General features: G+C 72.7%; 9 protein-coding genes. 8 read left to right on the top strand and 1 reads right to left on the bottom strand.

Annotated features, from left to right (window positions below):
- The first annotated feature begins 90 nt into the window (after positions 1-90).
- The 3 genes from ACIQZO_RS24695 to hflX all read left to right on the top strand — a co-directional run bounded on the left by ACIQZO_RS24695 (position 91) and on the right by hflX (position 5,448).
- Entirely contained in the window at positions 91-2,199 is a 2,109-nt protein-coding gene (locus ACIQZO_RS24695) for a RelA/SpoT family protein (protein WP_403629704.1), read from the top strand.
- 121 nt (positions 2,200-2,320) lie between these two features.
- Positions 2,321-3,814, top strand: a complete 1,494-nt coding sequence (locus ACIQZO_RS24690) for a M1 family metallopeptidase (protein ID WP_403629837.1) — start codon at positions 2,321-2,323, stop codon at positions 3,812-3,814.
- 128 nt (positions 3,815-3,942) lie between these two features.
- Positions 3,943-5,448, top strand: coding sequence for a GTPase HflX (hflX, locus tag ACIQZO_RS24685; RefSeq protein WP_403629701.1), 1,506 nt, complete (start codon positions 3,943-3,945; stop codon positions 5,446-5,448).
- A gap of 125 nt (positions 5,449-5,573) precedes the next feature.
- Here the strand turns inward: hflX and ACIQZO_RS24680 are convergent, their stop codons facing one another.
- The gene (locus ACIQZO_RS24680) at positions 5,574-6,743 is read right to left on the bottom strand and encodes a trypsin-like serine peptidase (protein WP_403629698.1); all 1,170 of its coding nucleotides are present in this window, start codon (positions 6,741-6,743) and stop codon (positions 5,574-5,576) included.
- Positions 6,744-6,981: 238 nt separating this feature from the next.
- Here ACIQZO_RS24680 and ACIQZO_RS24675 point away from each other — a divergent pair, with 238 nt between their 5' ends.
- The 5 genes from ACIQZO_RS24675 (at position 6,982) to ACIQZO_RS24655 (ending at position 15,523) form a co-directional block, all read left to right on the top strand.
- Entirely contained in the window at positions 6,982-8,388 is a 1,407-nt protein-coding gene (locus tag ACIQZO_RS24675) for a diaminobutyrate--2-oxoglutarate transaminase family protein (protein WP_403629695.1), read from the top strand.
- 313 nt (positions 8,389-8,701) lie between these two features.
- The gene (locus tag ACIQZO_RS24670) at positions 8,702-10,684 is read left to right on the top strand and encodes an IucA/IucC family protein (RefSeq protein ID WP_403629834.1); all 1,983 of its coding nucleotides are present in this window, start codon (positions 8,702-8,704) and stop codon (positions 10,682-10,684) included.
- Positions 10,685-10,716: 32 nt separating this feature from the next.
- Positions 10,717-11,442, top strand: a complete 726-nt coding sequence (locus ACIQZO_RS24665; RefSeq protein WP_403629692.1) for a GNAT family N-acetyltransferase — start codon at positions 10,717-10,719, stop codon at positions 11,440-11,442.
- A gap of 99 nt (positions 11,443-11,541) precedes the next feature.
- Complete coding sequence (locus tag ACIQZO_RS24660; protein WP_403629690.1) at positions 11,542-13,500, top strand: IucA/IucC family protein; 1,959 nt, start codon at positions 11,542-11,544, stop codon at positions 13,498-13,500.
- A gap of 52 nt (positions 13,501-13,552) precedes the next feature.
- Positions 13,553-15,523 (top strand): ATP-dependent DNA helicase, encoded by a 1,971-nt coding sequence (locus tag ACIQZO_RS24655; protein ID WP_403629687.1) that lies wholly within the window; start codon positions 13,553-13,555, stop codon positions 15,521-15,523.
- Positions 15,524-15,588: the final 65 nt, after the last annotated feature.

Below are 15,588 nucleotides of genomic sequence, written 5' to 3'. Positions count from 1 at the left end.
CGCCACGTGGTGGGGTCGGTAACATCAGGCACCGGCCCTGAGGGCTCACCCCATGCCCGCCACCGCCGGTCGAAGCCGCCGGAGGTGCCCATGAGTGCAGAGGCCACGAACCCCGAAGCACACCCCGAAGCGCGCCCTGAGCTCCGCAGACGTGGGCGGACCAGGCTCGATCTGCGCCGCCTCGGGCGTGCCGCCCTGCTCGGGCCGACGTCCCGGGACCGCCTCCCGGACGCGATCGGCCACGTCGCCGAGGCGCATCGCGCCCACCATCCGGACGCTGATTTGTCCGTTCTGCGCCGCGCGTATCTCCTCGCGGAGACCTCGCACCGCGGCCAGATGCGAAAAAGTGGTGAGCCGTACATCACACATCCGCTCGCCGTCACCTTGATCCTCGCCGAACTCGGGGCCGAGACCACGACCTTGACGGCCTCTCTGCTCCACGACACCGTCGAGGACACCGACGTGACCCTCGATCAGGTCCGCGCCGAATTCGGCGATGAGGTCTGCTTCATCGTCGACGGCGTCACCAAGGTGGAGAGGATCGACTACGGCGCCGCCGCCGAACCCGAGACCTTCCGCAAGATGCTCGTCGCCACCGGCAACGACGTCCGCGTCATGTCCATCAAACTCGCCGACCGGCTGCACAACATGCGCACCCTGGGCGTGATGCGCCCCGAGAAGCAGGCCCGCATCGCCAAGGTCACCCGCGACGTCCTGATCCCGCTGGCCGAACGGCTCGGCGTCCAGGCCCTCAAGACCGAGCTGGAAGACCTCGTCTTCGCGATCCTGCACCCCGAGGAGTACGAGAGCACGCGCGCCCTCATCGCCGCGCACGCGGGGGAACGCGACCCGCTCCCCGCCATCGCCGACTCCGTACGGACGGTCCTGCGCGACGCCGGTATCGCCGCCGAAGTACAGGTACGGCCGCGGCACTTCGTCTCCGTGCACCGCATCGCCCGCACCCGCGGCGAGCTGCGCGGCTCCGACTTCGGCCGCATCCTCGTCCGCGTCGGCGAGAACGCCGACTGCTACGCCGTCCTCGGCGAACTGCACACCTGCTTCACCCCGGTGATCTCGGAGTTCAAGGACTTCATCGCCACCCCGAAGTTCAACCTCTACCAATCACTGCACACCGCCGTCGCCACGCCCGAGGGGTACGTGGCCGAAGTCATCGTGCGGACCCGGCAGATGCACCGCGTCGCCGAGGCCGGCGTGGTGGCCCTCGGCAATCCGTACGCCACCGCCGCGCCCGAGGCCGGCGCGACGCCCGACTCCGCCACCGACCCGGACGAGGAGCGCGTGGACCCCACGCGGCCCGGCTGGCTGTCCCGGCTGCTCGACTGGCAGCAGTCCGCGCCCGACCCCGACACCTTCTGGACCGTGCTCCGGGCGGAGCTGGCCCAGGACCGCGAGATCACCGTGTTCCGGGAAGACGGCAGCGCCACCGGCACGATCAGCCTGCCGGCCGGGGCCAGCTGCATCGACGCCGCCTACGCACAGCACGGCGAGGCGGCCCACGGCTGTATCGGCGCCCGGGTCAACGGGCGCCTCACCTCCCTGTCCTCCCCGCTGTCCGACGGGGACACCGTCCAGCTCCTGCTCGCGCAGGACGCCTCCTCCGGCCCCGCCGCCGAGTGGCTGGACCACGCGCGGACCCCCGCCGCCCGGATCGCCATCAGCAGCTGGCTCGCATCCCATCCCGACCGGGCCATGGCCACGACCTCGGCCGCGCGGGCGCCGCTCTCGGTGGTCGGGGCCCGCGGCGGCGGGGGCAACGCCGTCGCCGATCTGCCGGACGCCACCGTGCGACTGGCCGGGTGCTGCACCCCGGTACCGCCGGACGCCGTCGCCGGTTTCCTCGTCCGCGGCGGGGCCGTCACCGTGCACCGCATCCACTGCGCGGCGGTGGCGCAGATGCGGGCCGTCGGGCGCACCTCCGTCGCCGTGCACTGGCGGGCCACGGCGGACTGCCGGGTCACCCTGCTCGCTGAATCGTTCGGCCGCCCGCACCTGCTGGCCGACCTGACCGAGGCCATCGCCCGCGAGGGGGTCGAGGTGGTCTCCGCGACCGTGGAACCCCCGGTCGAGCAGCGGGTCCGGCACAGCTACACCCTGCAGCTGCCCGACGCGGCCGGGCTGCCCGCGCTGATGCGGGCGATGCGCGACGTGCCGGGCGTGTACGACGTCAGCCGGGCGTAGCCGCCTCCGGGCGCGGGACGTCGGCCCGGAGTAGGCCGGGACGGCTCCGGAAGGCCCCGTTCGGGTGGACCCGTCGCGCGTCGTACGCGGCCGTACGGCGGGCGCTGGTAAGCGGTGGTGGATGCAGCTCTCCTCCCCGCGCCTGCGCGCCGCCCTGCTCGCCGCGGCCTCGCTCACCCTCGTCGCCGCCGTACTGCCGCCGCCGAAGCCGCTGGGCCTCGGCGACCGGCTCTTCCCGGAGCTCGGGAACCCCGGGTACGACGTGCTCTCGTACGACCTGTCCTTCGCCTACAAGGACAACCTGAGCCCGCTCGACGCGGTCACCGTCATCGACGCCCGCGCCCTGGAGCCGCTGGAGCGCATCAACCTGGACTTCACCCACGGCAAGGTGGCGACCGCCGAGGTCAACGGGGAGCCGGCGCGGTTCGAGAGCGTGGGGGAGGACCTCGTACTGACGCCCGCGCGCCCGGTGGCCGCTCGCATGCCCCTGCGGATCACCATCGGGCACACCAGCGACCCCCGCGGCCGCGGGGACGGCGGCTGGGTGCCCACGGAGGACGGCCTGGCCATGGCCAACCAGGCGGATGCCGCGCACCGCGTCTTCCCCTGCAACGACCACCCCGCCGACAAGGCGATCTTCACCTTCCGGATCACCGCCCCGGCCGGTCTGACAGCCGTCGCCAACGGCGAGGCGGTGGCCCCCGCCCTGCGGCTCGGTCCCACGACGACCTGGACGTACCGGACCCGGCACCCGATGGCCACCGAGCTCGCCCAGGTCTCGGTGGGCCGCTCCGAGGTCGTGCACAGCACCGGACCCCACGGGCTGCCGCTGCGCGACGTGGTGCCCGCCCAGGACCGCAAGCGGCTGGACCCCTGGCTGAAGAAGACCGCGGGCCACATCGAGTGGATGGAGGAGCGGGTCGGCCGCTACCCCTTCGAGAACTACGGAGTGCTCATCGCGCGGGCGACGACCGGCTTCGAGCTGGAGACGCAGACCCTCTCGCTCTTCGAGAGCAACCTGTTCGCGGGCGAGGGCTACCCCGACTGGTACGTCGAGTCCGTGATGGTCCACGAACTGGCCCACCAGTGGTTCGGCGACAGCGTCTCCCCGCGGACCTGGTCCGACCTGTGGCTCAACGAGGGACACGCCACCTGGTACGAGGCCCTGTACGCGGACGGGCTCGGCAAGTACTCCCTGGAGCGGCGCATGCGCGAGGCGTACCAGCGCTCCGACCAGTGGCGGGCGGCGGGCGGCCCGCCGGCCGCCCCGAAGGCCGCGGCGCCGGGCGAGAAGATCGGCCTGTTCCGGCCGGCGGTCTACGACGGGGCCGCGCTGATCCTCTACGCGCTGCAGCAGGAGGTCGGCGTGCAGGCCTTCGACCGGATCGAGCGGCGCTGGGTCGCGGAGAACCGGGACGGGGTCGCCGGGACGGCCGACTTCGTCCGCCTGGCCTCGCAGGAGGCGGGCCGCGACCTCGGAGCCTTCCTGGAGCCCTGGCTGTACGGGACCACGACCCCGCCGATGCCGGGGCACCCGGAGTGGAGCGGAAAGGCCGCCTCGGCCCCCGTCAAGGCCCCGTCCGGCAAGCCGGCGGCGGGCGGCAGCGCCCAATAAAGGGTGTGACCGGTGAGGAACGGGCATGTCACCATCGACAGGGTCGCTCGGGGAATCCCCCGGCGGTGTGACACGTTGGACGTGACAGCTAACGTGACACTGCTATTCGAATTCGACGTAAGGATCCAATGACCTCCTCTTCTTCCCCTTCCCAGGACGCGCGCGACGCACAGGACGTGCCGGACGCGCAGAGCTTCACCGAGAGCCTTCGGGCCGATGCCCTGATGGAAGAGGACGTCGCCTGGAGCCACGAGATCGACGGAGACCGGGACGGCGAGCAGTTCGAACGCTCGGAACGCGCCGCCCTGCGCCGTGTGGCCGGCCTCTCCACCGAGCTCGAAGACGTCACCGAGGTCGAGTACCGGCAGCTGCGCCTGGAGCGCGTCGTGCTCGTCGGTGTCTGGACCTCCGGCACGGTGAACGACGCGGAGAACTCCCTTGCGGAGCTCGCCGCCCTCGCCGAGACGGCGGGTGCTCTCGTACTCGACGGTGTGATCCAGCGCCGTGACAAGCCGGACCCGGCCACCTTCATCGGCTCGGGCAAGGCGCGCGAGCTGCGCGACGTCGTCATGGAGAGCGGCGCCGACACCGTCGTCTGCGACGGCGAGCTCAGCCCCGGCCAGCTCATCGCGCTGGAGGACGTCGTCAAGGTGAAGGTGGTCGACCGGACCGCCCTGATCCTCGACATCTTCGCCCAGCACGCCAAGTCCCGAGAGGGCAAGGCACAGGTCGCGCTCGCGCAGATGCAGTACATGCTGCCGCGACTGCGCGGCTGGGGTGCCTCGCTGTCCCGGCAGATGGGTGGCGGCGGCGGTGGCGGCATGGCCACCCGCGGCCCCGGTGAGACCAAGATCGAGACCGACCGGCGCCGGATCCGCGAGAAGATGGCGAAGATGCGCCGGGAGATCGCGGAGATGAAGACCGGCCGTGACATCAAGCGGCAGGAACGGCGCCGCAACAAGGTGCCCTCGGTCGCCATCGCCGGCTACACCAATGCGGGTAAGTCCTCGCTGCTCAACCGCCTCACGGGTGCGGGCGTGCTGGTGGAGAACTCACTGTTCGCCACCCTCGACCCGACCGTGCGCCGGGCCGAGACGCCGAGCGGCCGGGTCTACACCCTGGCCGACACGGTCGGCTTCGTCCGGCACCTGCCGCACCATCTCGTCGAGGCCTTCCGCTCCACGATGGAGGAGGTCGGGGACTCCGACCTGATCCTGCACATCGTGGACGGTTCGCACCCGGCGCCGGAGGAGCAGCTGGCGGCGGTGCGCGAGGTGATCCGCGAGGTCGGCGCGGTGAACGTGCCCGAGATCGTCGTGATCAACAAGGCGGACGCCGCGGACCCGCTCGTCCTGCAGCGGCTGCTGCGGATCGAGCGGCACTCCATCGCCGTCTCGGCGCGCACGGGCATGGGCATCGAGGAACTCCTGGCGCTCATCGACTCCGAGCTGCCGCGGCCCGAGGTCGAGGTGGAGGCCATGGTGCCGTACACGCGCGGCTCGCTGGTCGCCAAGGCGCACGCCGAGGGCGAGGTCATCTCCGAGGAGCACACCCCGGACGGCACCCTGCTCAAGGCGCGGGTCCACCAGGAACTGGCGGCCGACCTGGCGCCGTACGCGCTCGCGAAGCGCTGACCGCCTCCGACGGGCATGACGCCTTGATGGTGTAGCGCCTTGACGATGTGACGATGTGACGGCTGAGGCCCCCCTGCACCACAGGGGGGCCTCGGCCGTTCGGTCACGCTTCGCAGGAGCGGGGACTACTTGAACTTGCGGCTGACGGCGTCGAAGATGCCCTTCGCCTCCGGGCCCAGCCGGGGTCCGGCCAGCCAGCCCGCCTTGGCCGGGCCGATCGAGGTGTTCGACACCAGCGCCGGCTTGCCGTCGGCGCCCGCCGCGACCCAGCCCCCACCGGAGGAACCGCCGGTCATGGTGCAGCCGATGCGGTACATCACCGGGTCGCTCGCGTTCAGGGACAGCCGGCCCGGCTTGTCCGTGCACTGGAAGGCGCGCTGCCCGTCGAACGGAGCCGCCGCCGGGTAGCCCGTCGCCGTGATGCCCGCGACCTTCGGCACGGGCTGGGCGTTGAACTCCACCGGGAGCGCCGAACCGACCGTCTCCTCCAGGGACTTGCCGCCGCCCTTCTCGGGCGTCACGTGCAGCACGGCGAAGTCGTACGGAGCACCCGCGCCGCCGGTCGGACCGCCGGTCGCGATCCACTGGTCGGAGGTCTGCGCCCAGTCGCTCCACCAGACGCCGTACGGGGCCACCTGGTCGCGGGGCGCGCCCTTGAGCTGCGCCGCCGTCTTGCCCGCGTTGTTGTAGGACGGGACGAAGGCGATGTTGCGGTACCAGCCGCCGGCCTTGCCCGCGTGCACGCAGTGGCCCGCCGTCCAGACCATGTTGGACTTGCCGGGGTGGGCCGGGTCCTTGACCACGGTCGCCGAGCAGACCATCGAGCCCTCGGGACCGTCGAAGAACACCTTGCCGGACTCGGGAACGCTCTGGTGGTAGGGCGGGTTGGCCTGCTTGGCCGGCACCGCCGCCGGGGTCGGGTCGGTGACGCCCTGGTCCTTGCCCGCGTCCGGGTCGACGGCCGGGCGCTGCGGCTGCTCGGCGTCACGCATGCGGTCCGGGTCCCACAGGTCCTCGATGATCGGGTTGATGTAGTCGCCCGCCTCGCGGAGCCAGTCCTCCCTCTTCCAGTTCTTCCACTCACCGCCCTTCCACTTCTCCAGGTCGATGCCGTGTTCCTTGAGCTTGTCCTTGAGCTGCTCCGGGATCTTGATCCCGTCCGTGCTCGGCAGGCTCACCGCCACGGTCGGCTTGGCGTCGCCGCCGGCCTCCCCGTCGCCGGGGCCGCAGGCAGCCGCGGTCAGCGCGAGCGTGGCCGCGCACAGGATCGCGGTGACCGGTCGGTTCGGTCGCATGTCTTTCGTCCCCCTGGGAGTTCGAGGCGTGGAGTGCGTCCCCCACTATGCCGCTGCCGCCCAGGACGACACAGCCCGGGGCCGCGGTTCCTGGCGCTCGCCCTTGCGGGACAAGGATCTTGAGTCAACCCGTGATCCCTCGCGGTCACCGTCGTTAGTACGTACGGGGGATGGGGGAGCAGCGTTCATGTTCGAGACGCAATCCGGAAGAGCAATCAGTGCGGGAGGACCGACACTCGTGGCTGTCACCGAGCCGGCCGCGGCGGCCGCGACAGAGATCCCGCCTCAGGTACCGCCCCAAGTGCCGCCGCTGGCAAGCCGGGTCCCGGGCGCGGGCGGGCCGGGCGGCTCGGTCGTCCCCGAGGGGATCCTGCGCAGGCAGGCGCAGCGGGAGTCCGCGGCGCGGACGTACGCGCGCTCGCTGCCCATCGTCCCGGTACGGGCCCGCGGGCTGACCATCGAAGGCGCCGACGGGCGGCGGTACCTCGACTGCCTCTCCGGCGCCGGCACCCTCGCCCTCGGGCACAACCACCCGGTGGTGCTCGAAGCCATCCGGGGCGTTCTCGACTCGGGTGCCCCGCTCCACGTGCTGGACCTCGCGACCCCGGTCAAGGACGCCTTCACCACGGAGCTGTTCGCCAACCTGCCGCCCGCGCTCGCCGCCGACGCGCGCATCCAGTTCTGCGGGCCGGCCGGTACGGACGCCGTGGAGGCCGCCCTCAAACTGGTGCGCACCGCGACCGGACGTTCCGGGCTCCTCGCCTTCACCGGGGCCTACCACGGCATGACCGCAGGAGCCCTGGACGCGTCGGGAGGCGCCCCCGGGGTTCGGGTGACCCGGCTGCCGTACCCGCAGGACCTCCGCTGCCCGTTCGGCGTCGGCGGTCCCGAGGGCGCCGAGCTCTCCGCGCGCTGGACGCAGAACCTGCTCGACGACCCGAAGGGCGGGGTGCCCGCCCCCGCGGGCATGATCGTGGAACCCGTGCAGGGCGAGGGCGGGGTGATCCCCGCCCCGGACGGCTGGCTGCGCAGGATGCGGGAGATCACCGCGGCGCGGGGGATCCCGCTGATCGCCGACGAGGTGCAGACGGGGGTCGGCCGGACCGGCGCCTTCTGGGGGGTCGACCACGCCGGGGTGGTGCCCGACGTGATGGTCCTCTCGAAGGCGATCGGTGGCAGCCTGCCGCTCGCGGTGATCGTGTACCGGGCCGACCTGGACGTCTGGGCCCCCGGGGCGCATGCGGGCACCTTCCGCGGCAACCAGCTGGCCATGGCTGCCGGTACCGCCACGCTCGCCTTCGTCCGCGAGAACCGGCTCGCCGAGCGCGCCGCCGCTCTGGGGGAGCGGATGCTGGCCGCCCTGCGGGGCCTGGCGGGCGGCCATCCCTGCATCGGGGAGGTACGGGGCCGGGGACTGATGATCGGCGTCGAACTCGTCGACCCCGACACCGGGGCCGCCGCACCGGCCCTCGCCGCCGCCGTCCGCCAGGAGTGCCTGGACCGCGGGCTGATCGTCGAACTCGGCGGCCGCCACGGCACCGTGGTTCGCCTGCTGCCCCCGCTGACCCTGACCGACGAGCAGGCGGCAGCGGTCCTCGACCGCTTGGCCGACGCCATCCCGGCCGCCGCCCGCCGGACCCACTGACCCGTAATTCCGAGGACCCGCGATGACAGAGCCGCACCAAACCACCCCCATCGCCGAGACCCAGCCCGACCGGTCGCCCGCGGGGCCGCTTCCCGACCGGCCGGCAGCGGCCGGGCCGGAGCCGCTCCCGGACGCCGGGTCCACCGCGCCGAGCCCCTCGGCCGACGTACGGGCGCCCGCCGCGCCGGCGTTCCCGACGCCCCGGCGTGACCTGACCGAGGCGCCGGACCCGACGCCGCGGCCGGACCTGACGCCGCGGCCGGACCTGACCGAGGCGCCGGGCTCGGGGCCGCGTCCCGTGGCCGGCCTGTCGATGGGCCCCGCACCGGCCGAGGACGCGCCGGCCCCGCCCCCGGCCGGAGCATCGCCTCACGCCGAGGCCGCCACCGCGCAGTACCCGCCGCCGGGACCGGTCGGCGGACCCCACGCACCGGCGGAACAGCCCTCCGCGGCCATGGCCCCCACCGAGGCGGCTGCCACCGTCCCGCGGCAGAAGGACGGCACACCCCGACTCCGGTCCGTGTGGACGAGCCCCCTCCGGCTGGAGCCGACCACACTGCCCGACCTGCTGAACCACCCCGACCCGGCCGTCGCCGCCGAGACCGCGGCGGTGGAGAACCTGCTCCGCTGCTGGGTCCGCGAATCGGGGCTCGGCCGCCCCGACAGCTCTGCCGGGACTCCTCTGCGCATCCCCCTCCCCGCCTCGGGCACCGCGCTGCTCGTCCCCGTCCGCCACTGGTCCCACACCGGCTGGCACCGCTTCGGCCCGGCCCGGCTCGAAGGCACGACCGCCGCCGCGCCCTCCCTCGACGCCGTCACCGTCGCCGCGCTCATCTCCCGCGAGGGCGCGAGCGGTGGCCGCGGCGCCGCCGACCTCGTCGGCCGGGTCGCCGACTCGGTCCGCCGCACCGCCGAGTTCATCGCCGACCGGCGAGAACGCCCCACCGCCCCGGCCCCCGTGTGCGGGGACCGCTTCCTCACCGCCGAGCAGTCACTCCTCCTCGGCCACCCCCTCCAGCCGGACCCCAAGAGCCGCGAAGGACTCTCCGAGGCCGAAGCCCGCCGCTACTCACCCGAACTCCACGGCTCCTTCCCCCTGCACTGGTTCGCGGTCGAACCCGCCGCCCTCGCGAGCGAATCGGCGTGGACCGAGAGCGGCCGCCCCGTCTCCGCACCCCAGCTCCTCGGCCGACTCGCCCCCGGGATCCCCCTGCCCCCCGGCGCCACCCCGCTTCCCCTGCACCCCTGGCAGGCCCGCGAGCTGCTCCAGCGCCCTGCCGTCGCCGCCCTCCGCGACGCGGGACTCCTGCACGACCTGGGCCCGCACGGCGAACCCTGGTACCCCACCTCCTCCGTACGCACCGTCCACCGCCCGGGCGCCCCCGCGATGCTCAAGCTCTCCCTGGGCCTGCGCATCACCAACTCCCGCCGCGAGAACCTCCGCAAGGAACTCCACCGCGGAGTCGAGGTGCACCGGCTGCTCCGCACCGGCCTCGCCGAACAGTGGCAGGCTTCCCACCCCGGCTTCGACATCGTCCGCGACCCCGCCTGGGTCGCCGTGGACGCCCCGGACGGCACCCCCGTCCCCGGACTGGACGCCCTGCTGCGCCACAACCCCTTCCGCTCGGGCGACGACCCCGTCTGCATCGCCGCACTCACCGCTCCCCGCCCCTGGCCCGGCCGGACCACCATGAGCTCGCGCCTCGCCGAGCTCGTCACCGGGCTCGCCGACGCGACCGGACACACCACGTCCGCCGTCGCCGCCGAGTGGTTCCTGCGCTACCTCGACCACGTGGTCCTGCCGGTCCTCGCCTTCGACTCGCTCGCCGGAATCGCCCTCGAGGCGCACCAGCAGAACACCCTGGTCCTCCTCGACCCGGCCGGCTGGCCGATCGGCGGCCGCTACCGCGACAACCAGGGCTACTACTTCCGCGAATCCCGCCGCGCGGAACTGGAGCACCGGCTCCCCGGCATCGGAAGCGTCAGCGACACCTTCGTCTCCGACGCGGTCACCGACGAACGCTTCGCCTACTACCTCGGCATCAACAACGTGCTCGGCCTCATCGGCGCCTTCGGATCCCAGCGGCTCGCGGACGAACGTGTCCTGCTCGCCGCCTTCCGACGCTTCCTCGCCAAGGCCGCGGGCCTCGGCCCGCTCCCCACGCGGCTGCTCGACTCGCCCACCCTGCGCTGCAAGGCGAACCTGCTCACCCGCCTGGGCGGTCTCGACGAGCTGGTCGGCCCGGTCGACACCCAGTCCGTCTACGTCACCATCACCAACCCCCTCCACGATTGACGCGTCGGCTCCGACGCGGAGAAGAGCCCCCGATGCGCTCCACCGACACCCCGGCCCCCGTCGCCGGATTCACCCACACCGCCCGCACCGTCTACGCACCCCGCGCCGCCACCGGCGTCGTGGAACACCTCCACGGCAGGCGCGAACCACGCCTCAACGCCGATCTGTTGCCCCTGCTCGCCGAAGCCGACCTGCTCGATTCCCCGGCCACCTGGGGCAGCGTCACCACACCCGCCGGAGCCTTCCGCCTCGAACCCGTACGTCCGGGACGCGACCTGGAGCTCCTCACCGGCTGGATGAACGACCCCGAGGTGGCCGCCCATTGGGAGCTCGCAGGCCCCGCCGCGGTCACGGCGGACCACCTGTGGGAGCAGCTCGACGGCGACGGCCGCAGCATTCCCTGCCTCGGCCTGCTCGACGGCACACCGATGAGTTACTGGGAGATCTACCGGGCCGACCTCGACACGCTCTCCGGGTACTACCCGGCGCGCCCCCACGACACGGGTATCCACCTGCTCATCGGTGACGGCACGAACCGCGGCCGCGGACTGGGCACGGCTCTGCTGCGCGCCGTCGCCGACCTGGTCCTGGGCAACCGCCCCCGCTGCACACGCGTCGTCGCGGAACCGGACATCCGCAACACCCCCTCCGTATCAGCCTTCCTGAGCTCCGGCTTCCGCTGCTCCGCGGAAATCGACCTTGCCGAGAAGCGGGCCGCCCTGATGGTCCGGGAGCGGGTGCTGCGCAATCTCCTCTGAGTGCCGCCCCGCAAGCCCCGACCGCCGTCGGCAGCTTCGCACCTCTCCCTTCGATAACTCTGCGTGACGAAGCAAAGTTCCCGATCTTCGAGGAGTCCCGTGCCGAACCTTCCCGCAGCCCCCGACGCCGCCGAACCCGCCGTGACCCCGTCCCCCCAGCACCCCTGCACCCCACCCGAACTCAACCGCGCAACCTGGGACTTCGCCGCGCGCCGGCTGCTCGCCAAAATGCTGGGCGAGTTCGCCTACGAGGAGATCATCCGCCCCGTGCCCACGCCGGCCGCCGCCGACGACGACGCCTGGACCCTGACCCTCGATGACGGCAGCAGCCTCGGCTTCCGCGCCCGCCGCCGCTCGTACGGCAGCTGGCACGTCACCCCGGACACCATCACGCTCACCCCACCCGCGCCCGGACCGCCCGAAGCCACCTCACCGCCGGCGCCTCAGTCACCGAGCGTGCCCAGCGAGCCGGTCGGGCCGGGAGCGCCCGGAGCGCCGGGCGGGCCGGGCGACCCCGGGACCCCGACCGCCTTCGGGGACCCGTACGCCTTCCTCATCCGGGCCCGCACCCTGCTCGGCCTCGACGGCCCCACCCTCGGCCACCTGGTCCGCGAGCTCAGCGCCACGCTCGCCGCCGACGCCCGGCTCGACCACACCGCGCTCACCGCCGACGTCCTGGCCGACCTGGACTACGCCGCCCTCGAGGGCCATCAGACCGGCCACCCCTGGCTCGTCCCCAACAAGGGCCGCATCGGACTCTCCGCCGCCGACACCGCCGCCTGGGCCCCCGAGGCCCGCACCCGCCAGCGGCTGCCCTGGCTCGCCGCCCACACCTCGCTCGCCACCTACCGGGGCACCGCCGGTCTGCAGGACCCCGCCCTCCTCTACACCGCCGAGCTCGACCCCGTCACCCGCGCCGCCTTCGACCGGACCCTGCGTGACCGAGGCCTCGACCCGCTCCACTACCTCTACCTCCCGGTCCATCCCTGGCAGTGGGACGAGGTCGTCCTCCCCCTCTTCGCCCCGGCGCTCGCCTCCGGCGCCCTGGTGCCGCTTCCCGCCGACCCCGACGTACGGCTGCCGCAGCAGTCGGTCCGTACGTTCCTCAACCTCAGCCGCCCCGACCGGCACAGCGTCAAACTCCCGCTCTCCGTCTTCAACACCATGGTCTGGCGCGGACTGCCCAGTGACCTCGCGCTCGCCGCCCCCGCCGTCACGGCCTGGATCCACTCCCTGCGCGACGGAGACCCCTTTCTGCGTGACGAGTGCCGGGTCGTCCTGCTCGGCGAGGTCGCCTCCGTCACCGTCCGCCACCCCGTCTACGACGCGCTGCCCGAGGTCCCGTACCAGTACAAGGAGCTGCTCGGCGCGATCTGGCGCGAGCCCCTCTCCGGCCTGCTGGCACCCGGCGAGCGTGCCCGGACCCTCGCCTCCCTCCTCCACACCGACCCGCGCGGCCGCTCCTTCACCGCCGAGCTCGTCGCCCGGTCCGGGCTGGCCCCCACCGTGTGGCTGCAACGCCTCTTCGCCGCCCTCCTGCCCCCGCTCCTGCACTTCCTCTACCGCTACGGCACCGTCTTCTCCCCGCACGGCGAGAACACCGTCGTGATCTTCGACGAGCACGACGTGCCGGTCCGGCTCGCGGTCAAGGACTTCGTGGACGACGTCAACATCAGCGACGAGCCCCTGCCCGAGCTGGCGTCCCTGCCCGACGAGGTCCGAGCGGTCCTGCTCACCGAGCCCGCGGACTACCTGCCCCAGTTCATCCACTCCGGGCTCTTCGTCGGTGTCTTCCGCTACCTCTCGGCCCTGTGCGAGGACCGCCTCGGCGTTCCGGAGAGCGATTTCTGGTCCCTCGTACGGGCGGAGATCCTGCGCCACCAAGCCCGCTTCCCTGAGCTCAAGGACCGCTACGAGCTCTTCGACCTGCTCGGGGAGCGCATCGGCCGGCTCTGCCTGAACCGGAACCGGCTCTACGAGGACGGCTACCGTGACCGCCCCGACCGGCCGCACGCCGTGCAGTACGGCACCGTCCCCAACCCCTTGTACCGGCCATGATTCCTCGCCGGTGCGTTCACTGTCAGCGCGGCCCCGTAGGGTTGGCAGTGCTATGACGAAGCCCTCCCTCCCCGACCTGCTGCACGCCGCCGTCTCCGCCGTCGGCGGCACGGAGCGCCCCGGCCAGGTGGCCATGGCCGAAGCCGTCGCCGAAGCGATCGACGACAACTCCCACCGGCTCATCCAGGCCGGTACCGGCACCGGCAAGTCCCTCGGCTACCTGGTGCCGGCCCTCGCCCACGGCGAGCGCGTTGTGGTCGCCACGGCGACGCTCGCCCTCCAGCGGCAGCTCGTCGAGCGCGATCTGCCCCGGACGGTGGACGCACTGCATCCGCAGCTGCGCCGCCGCCCGCAGTTCGCCATGCTCAAGGGCCGGTCCAACTACCTGTGCCTGCACCGTCTGCGCGAGGGCGCTCCGCAGGACGAGGAGGACGGCCTCTTCGACCAGTTCGAGGCGGCCGCCCCCACCAGCAAGCTCGGCCAGGACCTGCTGCGCATGCGCGACTGGGCGGACGAGACCGAGACCGGCGACCGCGACGACCTGACCCCGGGCGTCTCGGACAAGGCCTGGTCCCAGATCTCCGTCTCCTCCCGCGAGTGCCTGGGCGCAACGAAGTGCGCGTACGGCGCCGAATGCTTCGCGGAAGCCGCCCGTGAGCGGGCCAAACTCGCGGACGTGGTTGTCACCAACCACGCGCTGCTCGCCATCGACGCCATCGAGGGCGCCCCGGTGCTGCCGCAGCACGAGGTGCTGATCGTGGACGAGGCCCACGAGCTGGTCTCCCGGGTGACCGGGGTCGCCACCGGCGAGCTCACCCCGGGGCAGGTCAACCGGGCCGTGAAGCGTGCCGCCAAGCTGGTCGACGAGAAGACCGCGGATTCCCTGCAGACCGCCTCCGAAACCTTCGAGCGGGTCATGGAGCTGGCGCTCCCGGGCCGGCTGGAGCAGATCCCCGAGGACCTCGGCTACGCGCTGATGTCCCTGCGGGACGCCGCACGCAATGTCATCTCGGCGATCGGATCGACCCGGGACAAATCCGTCCAGGACGAGGATGCGGTGCGCAAGCAGGCGCTCGCCGCTGTCGAGAGCATCCACGGGGTGGCGGAGCGGATCGCCAACGGCTCCGAGTACGACGTCGTCTGGTACGAGCGGCACGACCGCTTCGGCGCCACCCTCCGGGTCGCCCCGCTCTCTGTGTCCGGCCTGCTGCGCGAGAAGCTGTTCGAGGACCGCTCCGTGGTCCTGACCTCCGCCACCCTCAAGCTGGGCGGCGACTTCAACGGGGTCGCGGCCTCCCTGGGGCTGTCCCCCGAGGGCGTCGAGGGGGACGACGTGCCCGTCTGGCGGGGCCTCGACGTCGGCTCTCCCTTCGACTACCCCAAGCAGGGCATCCTCTACGTCGCCAAGCACTTGGCCACGCCGGGCCGCGAGGGGACCCGCGGCGACATGATGGACGAGCTCGCGGAGCTGATCGAGGCGGCCGGCGGTCGCACGCTCGGTCTCTTCTCCTCCATGCGCGGCGCCAAGGCCGCCGCCGAGGAGCTGCGCGGCCGGCTCGACAACCCGATCCTGCTCCAGGGCGAGGAAACCCTCGGCGAGCTGATCAAGTCCTTCGCGGCCGACCCGAAGACCTGCCTGTTCGGAACCCTGTCGCTCTGGCAGGGCGTGGATGTGCCGGGCCCCAGCTGCCAGCTCGTGGTCATGGACCGCATCCCCTTCCCGCGCCCCGACGACCCGCTGATGAGCGCCCGGCAGAAGTCGGTCGAGGAGCACGGCGGCAACGGCTTCATGGCTGTGGCGGCCACGCATGCCGCCCTGCTGATGGCCCAGGGCGCGGGTCGTCTCGTACGAGCCTCGGACGACCGGGGTGTCGTCGCGGTCCTGGATCCCCGGCTGGCCACTGCCCGATACGGAAGTTTCCTGCGGGCCACGCTGCCGGACTTCTGGTACACCACGGACCGCAACCAGGTCCGCCGCTCGCTGGCGGCGATCGACGCGACGGCCAAGGCTGACGGGACGTAGCGGAAAGTAGTACGAGGGGCCGCGGCGCCTGCCCGGCCCACTGCTTCCGGGGCATGGAACAACCC

The organism is Streptomyces sp. NPDC097617 (assembly GCF_044761485.1).
Classification (GTDB): Bacteria; Actinomycetota; Actinomycetes; order Streptomycetales; family Streptomycetaceae; genus Streptomyces.
This window is presented reverse-complemented; position numbering and strand designations above follow the sequence as displayed.

Bases quoted from the DNA above. Each gene is read 5' to 3' on its own strand.
- ACIQZO_RS24695 (WP_403629704.1), top strand. From the start codon at position 91: ATGAGTGCAGAGGCCACGAACCCCGAAGCACACCCCGAAGCGCGCCCT.
- ACIQZO_RS24690 (WP_403629837.1), top strand. From the start codon at position 2,321: ATGCAGCTCTCCTCCCCGCGCCTGCGCGCCGCCCTGCTCGCCGCGGCC.
- hflX (WP_403629701.1), top strand. From the start codon at position 3,943: ATGACCTCCTCTTCTTCCCCTTCCCAGGACGCGCGCGACGCACAGGAC.
- ACIQZO_RS24680 (WP_403629698.1), bottom strand. From the start codon at position 6,743: ATGCGACCGAACCGACCGGTCACCGCGATCCTGTGCGCGGCCACGCTC.
- ACIQZO_RS24670 (WP_403629834.1), top strand. From the start codon at position 8,702: ATGGGCCCCGCACCGGCCGAGGACGCGCCGGCCCCGCCCCCGGCCGGA.
- ACIQZO_RS24665 (WP_403629692.1), top strand. From the start codon at position 10,717: ATGCGCTCCACCGACACCCCGGCCCCCGTCGCCGGATTCACCCACACC.
- ACIQZO_RS24655 (WP_403629687.1), top strand. From the start codon at position 13,553: ATGACGAAGCCCTCCCTCCCCGACCTGCTGCACGCCGCCGTCTCCGCC.